The organism is Paractinoplanes rhizophilus, assembly GCF_042664765.1.
GTDB lineage: Bacteria > Actinomycetota > Actinomycetes > Mycobacteriales > Micromonosporaceae > Actinoplanes > Actinoplanes rhizophilus.
In genome coordinates, this window is the sequence record NZ_JBHTBJ010000020.1 from 42661 (window position 1) to 60530 (window position 17870).

A 17870-nucleotide genomic window follows, 5' to 3' on the forward strand; every position below is an offset into this window, starting at 1 on the left:
TATCCGGATTTGTCGGTCTTGCCCCGGCCAGGTGTCAGGGGAACGACCCGATCCATCGAGGCATAGAGTGGCGTGCGTGCTTCGCGAACCTCCGCGCACCACCGTCCGGCCCGCCCGCGCCCGGCCCCGGCCGGGCGTTCTCGCGCTCGGGATCGTTCTGCTGGTCTCGCTCACCGCGGCCTCCTGCGACGGCGACGACAAGCACATCACCGTAGGCGCCGCGAGCCGCGGCACGGTCGACGAGATCGTCGAGGCGCCGGGGTCGGTGACCGCCCGGGCCGCCGCCACCCTCAGCGCCCCGGCGGCCGGCACCCTGACCTCCCTGCGCGTCGCGTCCGGCGACAAGGTCACCAAGGGTGACGTCGTCGCGATCATCGACTCGCCGGAGCTGGAGTCGCGGCGCGCGTCGGCCGAGAAGGCGCTGGATCAAGCGTCCGCGGGCGGCGGCCGGCCCGCGCTGAGCCTCGGTACGTACTCCTCGGTCCGCAAGAGCACCGACAAGAAGGCCAGGGACGCGTTCGACGACGCCCGCGACGCCGCCGCCAAGCTGACCGACCCGGCGACCCGGGCGGTGCTGCTGAAGCAGGTCGACGCGGCCGAGAAGCAGTACGAGGCGGCCTCCACCGCCGCCGCGGCGGCGCTGCGCTCGGTCCAGCGCGGGGTGGCGTCGCTCGGCGAGGCGGTCGCGTCGCTCTCCACCGCCCAGCGGCTGCAGGCCCAGCAGGCGTACGATCTGGCCGACGCCGCGGTGGACGCACTCACCTTGCGGGCGCCGATCAGCGGAACCGTGCAGTTGGGCGGGCCCGCCGCAGGCGGAGACACACCCTCCCTCAGCGATCTGCTCGCGTCCGGGAGCGCACCGGCCGCCGCCGGCGGCTCCGCGCTGCCCGGCGTCGACGAGGCCCTCCCGCAGGGCGCCTACGTCGCGGCCGGCACCCCGATCGTCACCATCGTCGACGTGGGCCGGCTCGGCCTGGTCGCCGAGGTCGACGAGACCGACGTGCTGCTGGTGCGGGCCGGGGTCGCCGCCACCGCCGAGCTCGACGCCGCGACCGGCGTCACCTACGACGCCACCGTGCGGGCGGTCGATCTGCTGCCCACCACCTCGGCCCGCGGCGGGGTCTCCTACCGGGTGCGGCTCGACCTCGCCGGCGGCTCCCCCACGCCGCGCCCCGGCATGAGCGCCGTCGTCCGCCTGCAGGTCCGCCGGGCGGTGGACGCGGTCACGGTGCCGGCGTCCGCGATCGTCAACGCCGACGGGCGGGACACGGTCTGGGCGGTGCGCGGCGGCCGCTACGAGCAGGTGCCGGTCGAGCTGGGCGTGCAGGGCGAGGACGTCGTCCAGGTGACCTCCGGCGTCGAGCCCGGGCAGCAGATCGTGGTCGGCGGCGCCGACCAGGTGCGCGCCGGCGACAAGGCGTCATGACCTCGCCCGACGCGATCGTCGCCGACGAGGTGACCCGCACCTACGAGCTCGACGGCGTCTCGGTGCCGGCCCTGCGCGGCGTCTCGCTGACCGTCGAGGCCGGCGACTACCTGGCCATCGTCGGCGCCTCCGGGTCCGGCAAGTCGACGCTGATGCACCTGATGGGCGCCCTCGACCGGCCGACCAGCGGCCGGCTGCTCATCGGCGGCCGGGACGTGGCCACGCTGAGCCCGGCCGAGATGGCGCACCTGCGCAACACCACGATCGGCTTCGTGTTCCAGTCGTTCCACCTGCTGCCGCGCACCACCGCCCGGGACAACGTGGCGCTGCCGCTGGTCTATCGCGGGGTGGGCCGCCGGGAGCGGCGCGCCCGGGCCACCGCGATGCTGTCCCGGGTCGGCCTCGGGCACCGCCTCGACCACCGCCCCAACCAGATGTCCGGCGGCGAGCAGCAGCGGGTCGCCATCGCGCGGGCGCTCGTCACCGGCCCCAGCGTGCTGCTCGCCGACGAGCCCACCGGCAACCTCGACTCGGCCACCGGCGAGTCGGTGCTCACCCTGCTCGAGTCCCTGGACGGCGTCGCGGTGGTGCTGGTGACGCACGATCGGGACGTGGCGGCCCGGGCCCGCCGCCAGATCACCATGCGGGACGGGCTGATCGTCTCTTGAGAATCGCGGAAGCCTGGCGGGTCGCCGTCGACGCGCTGCGCGCCAACCGGCTGCGCAGCACCCTCACCATGCTCGGAGTGGTGATCGGCGTCGGCGCGGTCGTCGCCCTGGTCTCCATCGGCACCGGCACCAAACACCAGATCGAGCAGCAGGTCGAGGGCCTCGGCTCGAACCTGCTGATCGTCGTGCCCGGCCGCCTCGACCCCGGCGCCGCCCCCACCGCCTCCACGCTGACCATGGACGACGTGGACGCCGTCACCCGGGTGGTCGGCGACCGCTCCCGGGTCGCGGTCACCATCAGCTCCGGCGAGACCGTCCGCTCCGGATCGCGCTCGGCCTACGCCAGCATGCAGGGCGTGCTCGAGACCACCCCGACGGTCTTCGTCCGCCGCCTCGACCGCGGCCAGTACCTGACCCGCACCGACGTCACCACCGGCCGCCGGGTGGCGGTCCTCGGCGCCGGCATCGCCACCCAGCTCTTCGGCGACCGCGACCCGATCGGCCGCCAGATCACCATCGGCGGCGTCCGCTTCCGGGTGATCGGCACCTTCGAGCGGCTCGGCCAGAGCCTGGGCGTCGACCGGGACAGCGAGGTGCACGTCCCGGTCACCGCCGCCCAGCGCCTGCTCGGCACCGACCGCATCGACGGCCTGGCGATCCGGGCGCCGGACCGGGACACCATCGACGCGCTGGGCGCCGCGGTCGTGGCGGCGCTGGTGAAACGCCATCCCGACACCGACTTCAGCGCCGTGACCCAGGAGCAGATCCTGGGCGTGCTGGGCGACATCCTCGGCGTGCTGACCGGGGTGCTGGCCGCGATCGCCGGCATCAGCCTGCTGGTCGGCGGCGTCGGCGTCTCCAACATCATGCTGGTGTCGGTCCGCGAGCGGACCAGGGAGATCGGCCTGCGCAAGGCGGTCGGCGCCCGCCCGCGCGACATCGGCATCCAGTTCCTGCTGGAGGCGGTGCTGCTCACCACGATCGGCGGCGTGCTGGGCATGGCGCTGGGCGTCACCGCGGCGCTGCTCGTCGATCGCCTCACCCCGGTGCCGGCCGCGATCACCTGGTGGTCGCTGACGCTGGCCTTCGGCGTCTCCGCCGCCGTCGGCATCATCTTCGGCGTGATTCCCGCGCAACGCGCGGGCCGCCTCGATCCGGTGGTCGCGCTCCGAACAGAATGAGATTCATATCGTACGGCCCGGCGGGGCCGGAAAGTGGGAACTCGGGGCCGGGCCGCGGACATGGACAGGGTATGGAGCCGGCGATGGACGAGAGCCTGCGAGACGTCGACCTTCTCGCGCTCGCCGTGGAGGGGCGCGGGGACGCGTTCGGGCAACTCTTCCGCCGGCACGCGACCGTGGTCTACAACCACTGCTTTCGCCGGCTGGGGTCGTGGAGCGCGGCCGAGGACGCCACCTCGCTGGTGTTCCTGGAGATGTGGCGGCAGCGGGACCGGGCGGTCCACTTCGAGGGGTCACTGGTGCCGTGGCTCCTCGGGGTGGCCAACAACGTGGTGCGCAACCTGCACCGCGCGCGGCGTCGCTACGACGCGGCGCTGTTCCGGATCCCGCCGCCGTCCGCCGAGCCCGATCCGGCCGACGACGTCGCGCAGCGGCTGGACGACGAGAGCCGGATGCGCGCGGTCCTGCGCGAGCTGTCCCGGCTCAACCGCGGCGAGCAGGACGTCGTGGCCATGGTGCTGATGTCCGGGCTGTCGTACGCGGAGGCGGCGACGGCCCTGGACATCCCGATCGGCACCGTCCGGTCCCGGCTGGCCCGCGCCCGCAAGCGGCTCGAGAGCGCCTTCCCCGCGGGGCGGGCGCCGGTGCGGCTCTCCCCCTGCGACGAAGGAGCGACCCGATGATCGATCTGGCCGAGCTCCCGCCGGAACGGAAGATGCCGGCCGCGCACGCGCAGCTGCGCCGCGAGGCTCTCGAGCGGCACGCGGCGGCGTCCCTCGCGCCCCGGTCGCGGCGGGTGACGTACCGGCTGGTGGTGGTGGCGGCGGGCGCTTCCGTGCTGATGTTCGGCGGGGCGGCGGCGGCCTATGTGGCGCTCAAGCCGGCCACGGTCCCGGTGGCCGACCAGACCCGCTGCTACACCAGGGCGTCGCTGAAAGGCGGCGACCACGACTTCTACGGCACCACCGTGGGGCAGGCGGTGCCGGCCGCCGGGCAGCGCAAGGCCGAGGCCGCGGTCGAGATCTGCGCGGCGCTGTGGCGCCAGGGCCTGCTGACCGCGGGCTCCAAGGAGGTGGGCCTGCCGGCCGGCAAGAGCGCCGACCACCCGGTGCCCGCGCTGGTCGCCTGCACCCTGGACAACGGGGTCGCCGCGGTGCTGCCGGGCGACGAGCGGACGTGCGCCCGGCTGGGACTCCCCCGCCTCCAGGAATGACCGGCGCGGCTCGGCGGGTCAGCGCCAGTCGATGAAGGTGGCGTGGTCGTTCATCGCGCCGCCGGACCAGTCGGCCGCGACCGAGGCGCCCGAGCCGTACGTGCCGTGCCCGTTGTCCCAGTACGTGGCGTCGCACAGGCCGTACTCGCGGCCGGAGCCCGCCTTGTCGTTCCAGTCCGCCGGGAACTGGAAGTAGTAGTCGATGTCGCTGCTGGTGTCGCACCCGCCGGAGCCGATGTGGGTGTAGCTGGAGCCGCTGTAGCCGGTGTTCCAGTACGACACGCCGAGCACAGTCGTGGCCAGGGCCGCCGACTTGAGCTGGCTGGTGGTCAGCGCGGTGGCGCCGGCCGGCAGCTTGACCGCGCCGTGGGTGGCGAACGAGATCGCCTCGGGGAAGGTGGCGAAGCAGGTCGGCGCGCCGGGCGCCGTGGTGGGCGTGCCGGCCTCGGCGACGCAATGCCGCCCGGTGGCCGGCGCTGCCGGAGCGGCCTGGGCCGGGGCGGAGCCGAGGAAGGCCGCGGCGAGAACAAGAGCGGACGAGAGCGCGCAGATCTTGCGGAGCGATGACATCGTTCCCCCCGATTCTGATTCACGTAGATCGATGCGCTGTCCACTGTGTCCCATGTACGCCCTGTAGTCAACCCATAACAGAAATGTCAGATCCCGAGCGGGAACCGCCCGGCCGTGCCGTATGGGCGGTTTCCGGCGGGCCTGGAAAGCGAGAGAACCTTGCCTTAGCCGGATGGAAGCCTCGAAGTCTGGCTAATCTGGTCTAGTGCGGCAATACGGACAGGCGCCGGCGGTCGAGGCCACCATCACGGCGCTCGTGTTTCGTGCCGGGCCACTGTTGTGCGCGCTGCGGCTGGACGAGGTCATCGAGACCATGCGGCCGATGGAGACGCTGCCGCTGGCCGGCACCCCGCCCTTCGTGCTGGGCATCAGCGTGCTGCGCGGGGTACCCACGCCGGTGATCGACCTGTGCCGCCTGCTCGGCGGCGGGCGCTGCGAGGACCCGCAGCGCTATGTCACCGTTCGCACCGAGCGGGGCGCGGTCGCCATGGCCACCGGCCCGGTGCTCGGCATCCGCGCCGTCGACGCCGACGAGGCGGGCGGCCACCCGGCGCTGCTCGGCGGCGCGGCCGGCCGCCTGGTGGCCGGGGTGGGCACGATCGGGGCGGAGCCGCTGCTGCTGGTGCAGAGCATGCGGGCGGTGCCCGACGAGGTGTGGGAAGCGGCGGCCGCCGCGGGCGTGCCGTGACCGCCGCCGGCGCGGAGATCACCCGGTTCCGGGAGCTGCTCGGCCGGCTGTTCGGCTGGACGTTCACCGACCGCGACGCGGGGCAGCTGGCGCCGCTGCTCGACGAGCGGGCCCGGGCCCGCCGGATGGGCCGCGGCGACTACCTCAACCGGCTGGCCGCCCGCCCGTGGGCCGACGAGCTCACCGAGCTGGTCGAGCGGCTGAGCATCACCGAGACCTACTTCTTCCGGCACGGCGAGCAGTTCCAGGCGCTGCGCGAGGAGGCGCTGCCGGACCGGATCGCGGCCCGGGCGGGCCAGCGCGCCCTGCGGCTGCTGTCGGTGGGCTGCTCGTCGGGCGAGGAGGCGTACAGCCTCGCGATCACCGCCCGCACGGCGGCGCCCGGCGGGGACTGGCTGCCGAGCGTCATCGGGGTGGACGTCAATCCGGTGATGCTGGAGCTGGCGGCGGCGAACCGCTATTCCGCGTGGTCGCTGCGGGAAACCCCGGACGACGTACGCGCCCGCTGGTTCCACCAGGACGGGGCCGGCTACCGGGTGGCCGGCGAGGCCGCCCGGATCACGCAGTTCCGCCGCTACAACGTCGCCGACCCGGACGAGGAGCTGTGGCGGCCCGGCCAGTACGACGTGATCTTCTGCCGCAACCTGCTCATGTACCTCGCCCCCGAGGTCGCGGCCGCGCTGATCGACCGGATGTCGGCGGCGCTCGCCCCGGGCGGCTACCTGTTCCTCGGCCACACCGACTCGCTCGGCTCCGGCCCGGACGGGCTGGAGCTGCGGCACACCCACAACGCGTTCTACTACCGCCGGCCCGCCGGCGCGCCGGCCGGGGCGCCCCCGGCCCAGCGGCCCGCGACCGCCCGGCGGGAGCCCGCCCCGGCGCCCGACCAGACCTACCACAGGGCGGTCTTCCTGCTCGGCGAGGAGCGGTTCAATGACGCCCTCGCGCTGCTCGACCAGCGGCCGCCCGAGCCGGAACGGCCCCGCGACCGGCTGCTGCGCGGCGTGCTGCTCGCCCTGTCCGGACGGCTCGACGAGGCCCTGCACACGGCCCGGCGGCTCACCGAGGACGACAGCCTCAACGCGGACGCGCGCCAGCTGCACGGACTCTGCCTGGAGGGGTCGGGCGAGGTCGAGAAGGCACTCCGGCAGTACCGCCTGGCGGCGTACCTGGACCCGGTTTTCGCCCTGCCCCGGCTGCGACTCGGGCAACTGGCGCGCAGCCGGGGCGACGAACGGATCGCGGCCGGCGAGCTGGAGCGCGCGCGGGCCCTGCTGGCCGGCGAGGACGACCTGCGCATCCTGCTGTTCGGCGGCGGGTTCGGGCGGATGGCGCTGGCCGTGCTCTGCCGCGCCGAGCTGGACGCCTGCGGGGTGCCGCGATGACGACCTCCCAGGACCGAGCCCGGGCGATGACGACCAGCCTGGACCGCACCGCGGTGACCACCGACGCCGACGTGGTGACCCGGATGGCACGGCTGCGGCACGAGTTCGACCACTCGTTCGCCGAGCCGGTGCGCCGGCACGACGAGGAGCACGTCGAGCTGCTGGCGATCCGGGCCGGCGGCCACCCGTACGCGCTGCGCCTCGCCCAGACCCAGGGCCTGCACCCGGACCGGCCGGTCACCCCACTGCCCGGCTCGGTGCCGTCGCTGCTGGGCCTGGCCGGCTTCGCCGGCACCGTCGTCCCGGTCTACGACCTCGCCGCGCTGCTCGGCCATCCGGTCGCCGGCCGCCCGCGCTGGCTGGTGCTCCCGCTCGGCACGCCGCCGCTGGGCCTGGCCTTCCACGAGCTGGACGGGCACGTGCGGGTGGCGGCCGACGCGATCGTCGCCGAGGACGCGGCCGCCGGCCGGCGCGGCTGCCTGCGCGGCATGGTCGGCCTGGACGGCCTCGCCCGGCCGCTCGTCGACGTGCCGGCGACCCGGGCCGTGGTGCACGCGCTGGCCGGGCACACCATCGAGGCCGGGCACACCACCGAGGAGGTCGCACGATGATGGCAGGACGTACCTTCGGCGCCAAGCTCGCGGCCGGGTTCGGCCTCACCCTGGCGCTGACTTTGATCATGACCGCCACCTCGGTCCTCGCGCTGCGATACGTGCTGGTCACCAAGGACAAGGTGATCCGGATCGCCTCGACCAGCCTGGTCGAGGCGCAGACGCTGAACGCGCTGATGGAGCGGCGGATCGCCGACTACCGCTCCTACCTGCTGTCCGGCAGCCCGGAGGCGCGCACCAACGTGGATCGGGACCGGGCCAACTTCCTGCAGCAGATCAACCGGGTGCGCGCCGCGCTCGAGGATCCCGCCGCGATCAAGCTGCTGGACGCGGTCACCGCCGCCGAGGCCACGCACGCCAAGGTGATCGACGACGTGATGGCCCAGCGCGCGAAGCTGCCCCGGACGATCGACGTGCGCGACCTGAACACCGAGGGAGTCCGGCAGTCCCGCGAGACGATCCAGAACGCGATCGTCAACCTGGTCACCCGGCTCAAGAAGGTCGTCGACGACACCCGCGAGGAGTCGTCGACCCGGGCCATGTGGTCGATCATCCTGATCATCGGGATCGGCGCGCTGCTGATCGCCGGCTCGGCCGGGGTGGCCTGGCGGCTCAGCCGCGACCTGCGCCGCGAGGTGGGCGCCGCGGTCGGGCACATCCAGAGCTCGTCGGCGGAGCTCGAGGCGGCCGCGGCCCAGCAGGCCTCCGGTGGGCGCGACCAGTCCAGCGCGATGAACGAGATCACTACCACGATCAGCGAGCTGCTGATCACGTCGCGGCAGATCGCGGAAAGCGCCCAGCGGGTCTCCAAGGTCGCCGAGGACACCGCCGAGGCGGCCCGCAACGGCGACGCCACCATCGACGAGACCCGGGCCTCGATCAACGCGATCCGGGCCCAGGTCGACCAGATCGTGCAGCACATGCTGGCGCTCGGCGAGAAGTCGCAGCAGATCGGGGTGGTCGTCGACCTGGTGTCGGAGCTGGCCGAGCAGACCAACATCCTGGCGATCAACGCGACCATCGAGGCGAGCGGGGCCGGCGAGTGGGGACGGCGCTTCGCGGTGGTGGCCGAGGAGATCCGCAAGCTCGCCGACCGGACCGCCGGGTCGGCCAAGGAGATCCGGGCGTTGATCGAGGACGTGCGCGGGGCGGTGAACACCACCGTGATGGCGACCGAGATCGGCGCCAAGGCGGTGGACACCGGCTCGCGGCAGTTCGACGACGCGACCAGCTCGTTCCGGCGCATCGCGCAGCTCGTGGCGACCACCAGCGACGCCACCCGGGAGATCGAGCTGTCCACCAAACAGCAGACCACGGCGGTGGAACAGGTCAGCTCGGCGGCCTCGGACACGGCCCGCGCGAGCCGGGAGACCGAGGCCAGCGCGGTGCAGACCAAGCAGACCGCGGCCCACCTGAGCACGCTCTCCGGTGACCTGCTCGACCTGGTCGGCACCGGGCGGCACTGAGATGGCCGAGGCCCAGGATCCGCTGCGCTACTTCCGGATCGAGGCGCGCGAGCTGGTCGACCAGATCAGCGCGGCGGTGCTCGACCTGGACCAGCAGAGCGGGCCGGACCTGGTCGCGCGGCTGCTGCGGTTCGCGCACACGCTCAAGGGCGCGGCGCGGGTGGTGAAGCAGACCGAGATCGCCGACCGGGCGCACGAGTTCGAGGAGGTCCTCGTCCCGCACCGCGGCGACGCGGGCCCGATCGCCGCCGCGGAGGTGCGCGAGCTGCTGCGGCTCAACGACGAGATCGCCCGCTTCGTCACCGAGCTGGAGCAGCCCGCGCCGCAGCCCCCGCCGCGAGCCGCCGGGCTGGACCCGGCGCCGGGGCCGGGGCCGGCACCCGGGTCGGCCGAGCCGGTCGGCGCCGAGGGGCCGGCCCGGGCGCACGAGGACGACGCGCCCACCCCGCGAGCGGTCACCGCCGACCTGGACGAGTTGCTCGACGCGATCGGCGAGGCCAACGCCCGCATCGCCCCGCTGCGCGACGGCCGCGACACCCTGGGCCGGCTCCACCGCGGCGTCGAGGCCCTCGGCGAACGGCTGCGCGCGGGCCGCGACCCGGCCGAGGCCCGCGCCACCGCCCAGCGCCTCGCCTCCGAGCTGGGCGTGCTCGGCCGCCGCTGGACCGACGCGGTCGATCAGGTGGAGCGCCAGTTCGACGAGGTGCGCGGCCGCGCCGAGGGGCTGCGCCTGGTGGCGGCCGGCACGATCTTCACGGCCCTGCACCGCGCGGTGCACGACGCCGCCGAGGCCGAGGGCAAGCGGGTGCGCTTCGTCGCGCACGGCGCCGACACCCGGATGGGCCCGCACCTGCTCAACCAGGTCAGCGGCGCGTTCCTGCACGTGGTCCGCAACGCGGTGGTGCACGGCATCGAGCTCGAGGAGGACCGGCGGGCGGCCGGAAAACCGGCCGAGGGCTCGGTCACCGTCGAGGTGCGCCGGCGCGGCCGGTGGGCGCATTTCCGGTGTACGGACGACGGCCGCGGCTTCGATCTGACGGCGCTGCGCCGCGTCGCCGAGGCCCGCGGCCTGCTCCCGCCCGGCGCCGAGCCGGAGCCGCAGGAGCTGGTGGACCTGGTGCTGCACGGCGGGATCAGCACCTCCGGCACGGTGACCGAGGTGGCCGGCCGCGGCATCGGCATGGACGTGGCCCGGGACGTGGCCGCCCAGCTCCACGGGACGGTGTCGATCGTCAACCAGTCGGGCCGGGGCGCGACCGTCGAGATCGTGGTGCCGCTGACCCTGCTGAGCATGAACGGGCTGGTCGTCGAGGCCGGCGGCACCATCGCGACGATGCCGATGGACGCCGTGCGGCGCTGCGTGCGACTGCCCCGCGACGAGGCCGCCACCGCGGTCGCCAGCGGGCGGATCGCGCACGAGGGCCAGGTCGTGCCGTTCCTGCCGCTCGCCCGCACGCTCGCCGGCGCGGGCGCCGACCAGGCCGGAGCCGGGGCCGGAGCCGGAGCCGGATCGGGCGTGGCGGTGGTCCTCTCCGCCGACAAGCAGACCGTCGCGGTCGGCGTGGACCGGCTGGCCGGCACCGCCACGCTGGTCGCCCGGCCGCTGCCGGACCTCGCCCCGGCCACGCCGGTGATCGGCAGCGTCTGCATCGACCTGGACGGCAACCCGCGGCTGGTGCTGGATCCGCACGGCCTGGTCGCGGCGGCCCGCGACGACCCCGGCATCGGCGGCCGGCCGGCCGAGGAGGTCACGCCGCGGCGGCCGATCCTGGTGGTCGACGACTCGCTGACCACCCGGATGCTCGAGCGCAGCATCCTCGAGTCGGCCGGCTACGAGGTCGAGCTGGCCGCCTCGGCCGAGGAGGGCCTCGAGATGGCGCACAGCCGCGAGTACGGGCTGTTCCTCACCGACATCGACATGCCGGGCATGAACGGGTTCGAGTTCGTCGAGCGGGCCCGGGCCGATCCGGAGCTGGCCGCGGTGCCCGCGATCCTGGTCAGCTCCCGGTCCTCGGCCGACGACCGGCGGCGCGGCGAGGAGGCGGGCGCGGCCGCGTACGTGGTGAAGGGCGAGTTCAACCAGGAGGACCTGCTCGCGCACATCCGGAGGCTGATCCTCTGATGATCCGCGTCCTGCTGGTCGAGGACTCCGCCACGATGCGCCACCACCTGCGCGAATCCCTGGCCGCCGACCCCGTGCTGCAGATCGTCGGCGAGGCCACCGACGGTGGCCAGGCGGTCGAGATGGTGCGCCGGTTGCGGCCGGACGTCGTGACCATGGACATGATGCTGCCGACCGTGAGCGGGCTGGTCGCCACCGAGCACATCATGGCCGAGCACCCGACGCCGATCCTGGTCGTCTCCTCGGCCGACCGGCAGGAGCTGTTCAGCACGTACAACGCGCTCGCCGCCGGGGCGGTCGACGTGCTGGAGAAGCCCCGGGGGGACGCGAGCGACGCCGACTGGGGGCGGCGGCTCTGCGCCGCCGTACGCCTGGTGTCCCGGATCCGGGTGATCACCCATCCGCGCGCCCGGCTGGACGGCCGGCGCGCCGCGCCGGAGCCCTTCCCCGCCCCGGCCGCCGGCGTCCCGCGTGTGGTGACGGTCGGCGCCTCCACCGGCGGGCCGCGCGCGCTCACCGAGCTGTTGCGCACATTGCCCCTCGGCTTCCGCCCGCCGGTGCTGTGCGTGCAGCACATCGCGGCGAGCGAGCCGTTCGCGGTGGCGTTCTCCGACTGGCTGGCCGGGCAGACCGGGCGCGACGTCAGCTACGCCCGGGACTGGACGCCGATCGAGGCGGTCGCCGGCCGGGTGGTGCTCGCGCCGCCCGACCGGCACCTGCTGGTCCGCGACGGCCTGCTGCGGCTGAGCGATCTGCCGCCCCGGCACTCCTGCCGGCCCTCGGTGGACGTGCTGTTCGAGTCGGTGGCCGCCGAGCTCGGGCCGGCCGCGGCCGGCTGCCTGCTCACCGGGATGGGCCGGGACGGCGCCGACGGGCTGCTGGCGATGCGCATGCGCGGCGCGGTCACGTTCGCCCAGGACGAGGCGACCTGCGTGGTGTACGGCATGCCCCGCGAGGCGGCGCTGCTGGGCGCCGCCTCGTACGTGCTGCCCCCGGCCCGGATCGCCACCAGGCTGGCCGAGCTCCAGCCGGTCGGGAGCCGCCGATGAGCCATCACGTGCTGATCGTCGACGACAGCCTGACCGTGCGGATGAACCTGCACGACGCGTTCACCGCGGCCGGCTTCGCCACGATCCTGTGCGCCACCGGCGGGGAGGCGCGGGTGGCGTTCGCCGGCGGCGGCTTCGACGTGGCGGTGCTCGACGTGCTGCTGCCCGACACGGACGGGCTGGAGCTGCTGACCGAGCTGCGCCGCATGCCGGACCGGGCCGGCGTGGTCACCGTGCTGCTGTCCACCGAGGACGAGGTGGCGTCGCGGCTGGCCGGGCTGCGCGTCGGCGCCGACGAGTACGTAGGCAAGCCGTACGACGCCGGGTACGTGGTGGCCCGGGTCCAGCAGCTGCTCGGCGAGGCGCCCACCGTCGCCGAGGACCGGATCACCGTGCTGGTGATCGACGACAGCATGACCTTCCGCGAGCAGCTGCGCGACCTGCTCGAGCCGGAGGGCTACTCGGTGCTGACCGCGCCCTCGGGCGAGGAGGGGCTGCGCATCGCCGCCGACCGCCGCCCGCAGGCCATCGTGGTGGACGGGGTGATGCCCGGCATCGACGGCGCCACGGTGATCCGCCGGGTGCGGCTCGACCCGGCGCTGCGCGACATCCCGTGCATCCTGATGACGGCGGCCGACGACTACGCCACCGAGCTGCAGATGCTCGACGCCGGCGCGGACGCGTTCGTGCGCAAGCAGCAGAACCTGGCGATCGTGCCGGCCAAGCTCAACGCGGTGCTGCGGCAGAGCGCCGACCAGCTGCCGATCGAGGTGACCGGCAGCCTGCACGGGCCGAGCAAGGTGCTGGCGCTGACCCCGGACCGGGAGGGGCTGGCCGCGCTGGCCGAGTCGCTGCGGGCCGAGGGCTACGACGTGGTGCCGGTGACGCGCATCGAGGACGCGCTCGACCTGCTCGCCGCGCAGCCGGTCGACTGCATCGTGCTCGGGCTCGGGCTCGGCGGCGACCGGGGGCGGGACACGTGCCGCCGGATCAAGGAAGTGCCGGTGATCGGCGAGACGCCCGTCGTGATGACCGGCGCGAACGACGACGACATGCTCGCCTGCCTGGCGGCGGGCGCCGACGACTACGTCCGCTCCGGGTCGGGGCCGGAGGCGTTGCGGGCGCACGTCCGCACGCAGATCCGGCGCAAGCAGTCCCAGGACGAAAGCCGCCGCATCCGCGAGGAGCTGATGCGCCGCGAGCTGGACGCGGCGGAGGAGCGCGCGGCCCGGCAGCTGGCCGAGACCCGGGCCGCGCTGGTCGAGGAGCTGGAGTGGCGCAACCGCGAGCTGGAGGCGTTCTCCGGCTCGGTCTCGCACGACCTGCGCGGGCCGCTGCAGGTGATCAGCAGCTTCGCCGAGCACATGCTCGAGGACGAGGACGACCCGCTCAGCCCCGAGGCGCGCCGCCGGCTCGGCCGGATCCAGGCGGCGGCCGAGCGGATGGCCGACCTGGTGGAGTCGCTGCTGATCCTGGCCCGGGCCAGCCGCGGGCAGCTGCGGCGCGAGTCGTTCGACCTGACGTCGATCGCCTGGCAGGTGATCGGCGAGATCCAGGCGCGCGACTCCGGGCGCAAGGTGGCGTTCCACGTGCAGCCGGGGATGACCGCGGACGCCGACGAGGGCCTGGTCCGGGTGATCCTGGAGAACCTGGTCAACAACGCGGTCAAGTTCACCGGCAAGGTCGAGGCGCCGGTCGTCGAGATCGGGGCGTCGGGCGACCGGTTCTACGTGCGGGACAACGGCGCCGGCTTCCCGGCCGGGAAGGCGGGCGAGCTGTTCCGGCCGTTCGCGCGGCTGCACAGCGCCGACGAGTTCCCGGGCACGGGGATCGGGCTGACCACGGTGCACCGGGCGGTCGAGCGGCACGGCGGGGAGATCTGGGCCGAGGGCGAGAACGGCAGCGGGGCGACCTTCTGGTTCACCCTGCCGCCGGCGGCCACCGGCACGGCCGCGCCGGCGGCGGACCGGCGCGGGCCGGCCCGCCGGCACGGCTGACCGCCTGTGCGGCGTCAGGGGATGTAGGCGAGCCCGTCCGAGACGACCGTGGGGCGGCCGCCGGTGCCGGCCACCACGACCACGACGGTGTGCTTGCCCGGGCTGAGCGTGCGGGTCCAGAGGGCCTGCCGGTAGGCCGTGGCCGACCTCCTGGTGTCGATCGTGGCGACCTTCTTGCCGTCCAGGTAGACATAGGCTTTTCCGGTCTTGGCGCCCCGCGAGAACAGCAGGGCCGCGGACCGGCCGGTGAAGGCGTACGAAAGCTTGGTCTTGGCCTTTGTCGCCGCCAACGCCTTGCCGCTCAGATAGGCCGAGCCCCTACGCGTGGTCCACTTGCCGGTGCGCTTCGCGGAGGTCTCGGCGATGAGCTTGACCTTGCGCTGCACGGTGGCCGTGCGGGCGTTGCCCGAGTAATCCTTCGCGGTCAGCGTGACGTTGGTCGCCGTGCCCGGACGCAGGCCCGTTTGCCACGTCGTCGAGGTCGGCGAGACGGTAACTTTCGCGGGCGCGGTGAAAGCGAGCGCGGAAACTTTCACGTTGTCGGCGGCGCGGTAGGCGACCGTCACCGGGGCGTAGGTGGTGCTGTAGGTGCCGCCGCGCAGGGTCACCGCCGGCGCGACCAAGGTGGGCGCGGTGACATCGGCGATCACCTTGGTCGCGCCGGTCGTCACGGTCGCGCCCGACAGGTGTACGGCCCGGATCGCGACCGAATGCGTTCCCGGCGCCAACGTGAGCGGGGCGCTGCGGGCGGTGGGCGGCGCGGTCTTGGCCACCTTGCCGTCGACGAGCACGTCGAACCGCGCCAGATACTCCGACGGGGTTCCGAGCTGCCAGTTGACCGTCACCGCCGTACGCGTGTAATAGACGCCGCTCACCGCCGTGCCGCCACCGAAAGTCCGGGCCGTCAGGCCGGAAACCATGGTGAGGGCGAGCGCCCGGATCGACGGGAGACGGGCGTAGAGGTTGTTGCCCGGGCACTCGGTGCTGACCCCGTCGCGGTGACCGGAGACCCGCTGGAACGTGACGACCTGGCCCGGCTTGAACTTGCCGTCCGGCGCGCCCTCGGTGAGCTGCGCGGTCGTGTTCGGATTGTGGCCGTACGCGCCCAGCCGGGCCGCGGCCACCTGCGCGATGGTCAGCTCGGCCGGGCCCGGCGACGCCGCGGTGCTGTAGTTGCCGAGCACCGCGATGCCGGCCGAGTTGGTGTTGAAGCCGTACGTGTGCGCGCCGATGACCGCCTTGGTGACGCCGCCCTTGCGGCCCTCGAACAGGGTGCCGCACTTGTCGACCAGGAAGTTGTAGCCGATGTCCGACCAGCCGTTGCTCTTCACGTGATAGCTCTGGATCGCCCGCACGATCGCCGGCGAGTCCGCGCACGAGTAGCTGTTGGACTCGGCGGTGTGGTGCACGAAGAGCACCCGCACCTCGGAGGCGACGCTGATCGGGTCGGTGACCAGGCGCTCGTCGGCCGACCACTGGGCGCGGCTGACGTAGCTCGGCAGCGGGGTGGCCAGCGGCGCGGTCGAGGTGGGCGTGGGCAGCACGGTCGCCGGCGCCGTCGTCGCTGGTGTCGTGGCCGGTGTCGTGACCGTGGGCGTCTCGGCCGGCGTTGGCTCGGTGCCTTCCGGGCTGGTTGCCTCCGGGCTCGGCGTGGCCTCCGGGCTCGGCGTTTCGTCCGGGCTCGGCGTTGCGTCCGGGCTCGGCGTTTCCTCCGGGCCTTCCGTGGCCGGCGCGCTCGGGTCCGGCTCGCCGCCGCCGCGGCCACCCTTCTGACCCGGGTCGACCAGGTCGAGCCGCAGCCCCCGGGGCAGCCCGCCGCCGGCGATCCGGGCCGCCACCCCGTCCGAGGGGCCGACCCACAGCGGCTCGGTGGCGCCGCGGCCACCGTTGTCGGCGCCGGCCTCACCCTTCGCCAGGGTCTGCCAGGCGGTCCACTTGCCGGTGGCGACGCTGTGCGTGCGGACCTGAACGGCGCCGCGCGGCGCCGACTTGGGATCGGTCCAGCTGATGCCGAGCAGGCTGAACCGTTTGGTGGTCCGCTCCGGGACGTCCACCGACTCGGCCTTGTCGTCGGCGGGCGCGATGTCGAGCGCGTCGAACTTCGCCTCGATCTCGGGCGCCGGCGGGTTCGGGTCGGGCGCCAGCTCGGTCACTCCCACCGCCGCCTCCGGCACGTCCGCCGGCCAGGCCAGCACCGCCGTGGCGCCGCCCGCGGCGAGCACCGCCAGGCTCGCGCCGATCCCGATAGCCCAACGCCGATGCACGCCGTCCCCCTCCGCAGCCGGGCGAAGAGTAGCGGGAAGTCGATCTATGGGCCACCCCGGGGTTCGCCGGGCAAATCAAGGACAGCCTGACCGTGGGGTCGCGAGCCGGGCGCCGACCGGCAACGATGAGGGGATGCGGCGGACGGTGTGGCCGGTGGCCGGCCTGATCGTGGGCGCGGTCGCGGGTGGCGCCTGGGGCTGGTTCGGGGCCGGCGGGTACGAGGCGAACGACTCGGCCATCGGCACGGCGTTCCTGTGTGGCCTGGCCGGCCTGCTCCTGGGTGCGGTCGCGTGCCGCGTCGCCGAGTGGCGAGACCGTTCCGGGCGCCCGCGGTCACCGCGTGGTTGACTCGCCGGCCGCCGGAGGGGGCTCCGCCGGACGGCGGCCCCAGGCGGAGATCAGCGGCGCGAGCGTCAGGTCGAGCTCGCCGGCGTGGAGGGCGGCCAGGTGGGCGTCGAGCTCGGCGTCGTCGGCCAGCCCGGCCGCGAGCAGTTCGCCGCGTACGTGCCGGATGGTCGCCGCTTCCAGCCGGTCGCAGGCCGGCCCGCCCACCGGGAAGAAGCCCGCCGCGCCGACCTCGGTCAAGCCGGCCGCCCGCAACGCCCGCGGCAGCGTCCGGCCGAAGCGCAGGTCCGCGCCCCGTCGGGTGAGCAGCTCCCGGAACGCGTCGCGCAGCCGGTTGGCCCGCCGTTGCGCCGGGCCGCTGTCGTCCATGCAGGCCAGCGGTTGCAGGGCGGTGTCGGCGTCCTCGACCAGCAGCCAGCCGCCGGGCCGCAGCGCCGCCGCCATCGTGGCCAGCGCCCGAGCCCGGTCGGGCAGATGGACCAGGACCAGCCGGGCGTGCACCAGATCGAAGGTCCCCGGCTCCGGAGGCGGATCGGCGACGACGTCGTGCCGGCGCACCTCGTACCCGTCGCCGGTCCTCAGCCAGGACGGGTCGATGTCCGTGGCCAGCACACATCCGCCCGGACCGACCGCGGCCGCAAGCGCCGCCGGGATGCTGGGGCCGCCGGCGCCCACCTCCCAGCAGCGCGAGCCGGGCCCGACCCCGAGCCGATCGAGGTGCCCGCGCGTCACGCCGTCGAACAGCTCGGCCAGCCACCCGAATCGCTCGCCCGCCTCGGCGCGCGCGTTGTCCAGCAGGTATCCGCGGTCGGAGGTCATTGCTCTGCGGTCTCCTTCCGGCGGCTACATCCGCCTTCGGCTGTCCGGAATCATGGTCGCTTTTC

The 17870-nt window shown here is 74.3% G+C and carries 15 protein-coding genes and 1 pseudogene; 13 read left to right on the plus strand and 3 right to left on the minus strand.

Annotated features, from left to right (window positions below):
- Positions 1–76 precede the first annotated feature (76 nt).
- The 5 genes and pseudogenes from ACFQS1_RS24595 (at position 77) to ACFQS1_RS24615 (ending at position 4488) form a co-directional block, all read left to right on the plus strand.
- Positions 77–1426: an efflux RND transporter periplasmic adaptor subunit gene (locus ACFQS1_RS24595; protein WP_378972444.1), complete on the plus strand. Its 1350-nt coding sequence runs from the start codon at positions 77–79 to the stop codon at positions 1424–1426.
- Positions 1423–2091: pseudogene (locus ACFQS1_RS24600) on the plus strand (ABC transporter ATP-binding protein); the annotation flags it as partial. The gene ACFQS1_RS24595 and the pseudogene ACFQS1_RS24600, both read left to right, overlap by 4 nt.
- Positions 2091–3275 (plus strand): ABC transporter permease, encoded by a 1185-nt coding sequence (locus ACFQS1_RS24605; protein WP_378972446.1) that lies wholly within the window; start codon positions 2091–2093, stop codon positions 3273–3275. The pseudogene ACFQS1_RS24600 and the gene ACFQS1_RS24605, both read left to right, overlap by 1 nt.
- 83 nt (positions 3276–3358) lie before the next feature.
- Positions 3359–3958, plus strand: a complete 600-nt coding sequence (locus tag ACFQS1_RS24610; protein WP_378972448.1) for an RNA polymerase sigma factor — start codon at positions 3359–3361, stop codon at positions 3956–3958.
- Complete coding sequence (locus ACFQS1_RS24615; protein ID WP_378972450.1) at positions 3955–4488, plus strand: hypothetical protein; 534 nt, start codon at positions 3955–3957, stop codon at positions 4486–4488. Before ACFQS1_RS24610 ends, ACFQS1_RS24615 begins: the two co-directional genes overlap by 4 nt.
- An 18-nt stretch (positions 4489–4506) precedes the next feature.
- Here the strand turns inward: ACFQS1_RS24615 and ACFQS1_RS24620 are convergent, their stop codons facing one another.
- Positions 4507–5058 (minus strand): hypothetical protein, encoded by a 552-nt coding sequence (locus ACFQS1_RS24620; RefSeq protein ID WP_378972452.1) that lies wholly within the window; start codon positions 5056–5058, stop codon positions 4507–4509.
- A 205-nt stretch (positions 5059–5263) separates the two neighbouring features.
- Here ACFQS1_RS24620 and ACFQS1_RS24625 point away from each other — a divergent pair, with 205 nt between their 5' ends.
- From ACFQS1_RS24625 to ACFQS1_RS24655, 7 genes are read left to right on the plus strand one after another with little or no spacing between them, the layout of a single operon-like run.
- Positions 5264–5746: a chemotaxis protein CheW gene (locus ACFQS1_RS24625; RefSeq protein ID WP_378972454.1), complete on the plus strand. Its 483-nt coding sequence runs from the start codon at positions 5264–5266 to the stop codon at positions 5744–5746.
- Entirely contained in the window at positions 5743–7131 is a 1389-nt protein-coding gene (locus tag ACFQS1_RS24630; protein WP_378972456.1) for a CheR family methyltransferase, read from the plus strand. Before ACFQS1_RS24625 ends, ACFQS1_RS24630 begins: the two co-directional genes overlap by 4 nt.
- Positions 7128–7742, plus strand: coding sequence for a chemotaxis protein CheW (locus ACFQS1_RS24635; RefSeq protein WP_378972458.1), 615 nt, complete (start codon positions 7128–7130; stop codon positions 7740–7742). Before ACFQS1_RS24630 ends, ACFQS1_RS24635 begins: the two co-directional genes overlap by 4 nt.
- Complete coding sequence (locus ACFQS1_RS24640; protein WP_378972460.1) at positions 7739–9208, plus strand: methyl-accepting chemotaxis protein; 1470 nt, start codon at positions 7739–7741, stop codon at positions 9206–9208. The genes ACFQS1_RS24635 and ACFQS1_RS24640 overlap by 4 nt, the downstream gene beginning before the upstream one ends.
- Position 9209: 1 nt before the next feature.
- Complete coding sequence (locus tag ACFQS1_RS24645; RefSeq protein ID WP_378972462.1) at positions 9210–11330, plus strand: hybrid sensor histidine kinase/response regulator; 2121 nt, start codon at positions 9210–9212, stop codon at positions 11328–11330.
- On the plus strand, positions 11330–12379 hold the full coding sequence (gene cheB, locus ACFQS1_RS24650; RefSeq protein ID WP_378972464.1) for a chemotaxis-specific protein-glutamate methyltransferase CheB: 1050 nt from the start codon (positions 11330–11332) through the stop codon (positions 12377–12379). The genes ACFQS1_RS24645 and cheB overlap by 1 nt, the downstream gene beginning before the upstream one ends.
- Complete coding sequence (locus ACFQS1_RS24655; protein WP_378972466.1) at positions 12376–14376, plus strand: response regulator; 2001 nt, start codon at positions 12376–12378, stop codon at positions 14374–14376. The genes cheB and ACFQS1_RS24655 overlap by 4 nt, the downstream gene beginning before the upstream one ends.
- A gap of 14 nt (positions 14377–14390) precedes the next feature.
- Here the strand turns inward: ACFQS1_RS24655 and ACFQS1_RS24660 are convergent, their stop codons facing one another.
- Complete coding sequence (locus tag ACFQS1_RS24660; RefSeq protein WP_378972469.1) at positions 14391–16640, minus strand: N-acetylmuramoyl-L-alanine amidase; 2250 nt, start codon at positions 16638–16640, stop codon at positions 14391–14393.
- A gap of 133 nt (positions 16641–16773) precedes the next feature.
- On the opposite strand from ACFQS1_RS24660, the gene ACFQS1_RS24665 reads away from it, so the two are divergent.
- Positions 16774–16989, plus strand: coding sequence for a hypothetical protein (locus ACFQS1_RS24665; RefSeq protein WP_378972471.1), 216 nt, complete (start codon positions 16774–16776; stop codon positions 16987–16989).
- Here the strand turns inward: ACFQS1_RS24665 and ACFQS1_RS24670 are convergent.
- Complete coding sequence (locus ACFQS1_RS24670; RefSeq protein WP_378972474.1) at positions 16975–17805, minus strand: methyltransferase domain-containing protein; 831 nt, start codon at positions 17803–17805, stop codon at positions 16975–16977. The two genes, ACFQS1_RS24665 and ACFQS1_RS24670, sit on opposite strands and share 15 nt — an antisense overlap.
- Positions 17806–17870: the final 65 nt, after the last annotated feature.

Coding starts and splice junctions, on each gene's coding strand:
- ACFQS1_RS24610 (WP_378972448.1), top strand. CDS start 3,359: ATGGACGAGAGCCTGCGAGACGTCGACCTTCTCGCGCTCGCCGTGGAG.
- ACFQS1_RS24615 (WP_378972450.1), top strand. CDS start 3,955: ATGATCGATCTGGCCGAGCTCCCGCCGGAACGGAAGATGCCGGCCGCG.
- ACFQS1_RS24620 (WP_378972452.1), bottom strand. CDS start 5,058: ATGTCATCGCTCCGCAAGATCTGCGCGCTCTCGTCCGCTCTTGTTCTC.
- ACFQS1_RS24635 (WP_378972458.1), top strand. CDS start 7,128: ATGACGACCTCCCAGGACCGAGCCCGGGCGATGACGACCAGCCTGGAC.
- ACFQS1_RS24640 (WP_378972460.1), top strand. CDS start 7,739: ATGATGGCAGGACGTACCTTCGGCGCCAAGCTCGCGGCCGGGTTCGGC.
- ACFQS1_RS24645 (WP_378972462.1), top strand. CDS start 9,210: ATGGCCGAGGCCCAGGATCCGCTGCGCTACTTCCGGATCGAGGCGCGC.
- cheB (WP_378972464.1), top strand. CDS start 11,330: ATGATCCGCGTCCTGCTGGTCGAGGACTCCGCCACGATGCGCCACCAC.
- ACFQS1_RS24655 (WP_378972466.1), top strand. CDS start 12,376: ATGAGCCATCACGTGCTGATCGTCGACGACAGCCTGACCGTGCGGATG.
- ACFQS1_RS24665 (WP_378972471.1), top strand. CDS start 16,774: ATGCGGCGGACGGTGTGGCCGGTGGCCGGCCTGATCGTGGGCGCGGTC.
- ACFQS1_RS24670 (WP_378972474.1), bottom strand. CDS start 17,805: ATGACCTCCGACCGCGGATACCTGCTGGACAACGCGCGCGCCGAGGCG.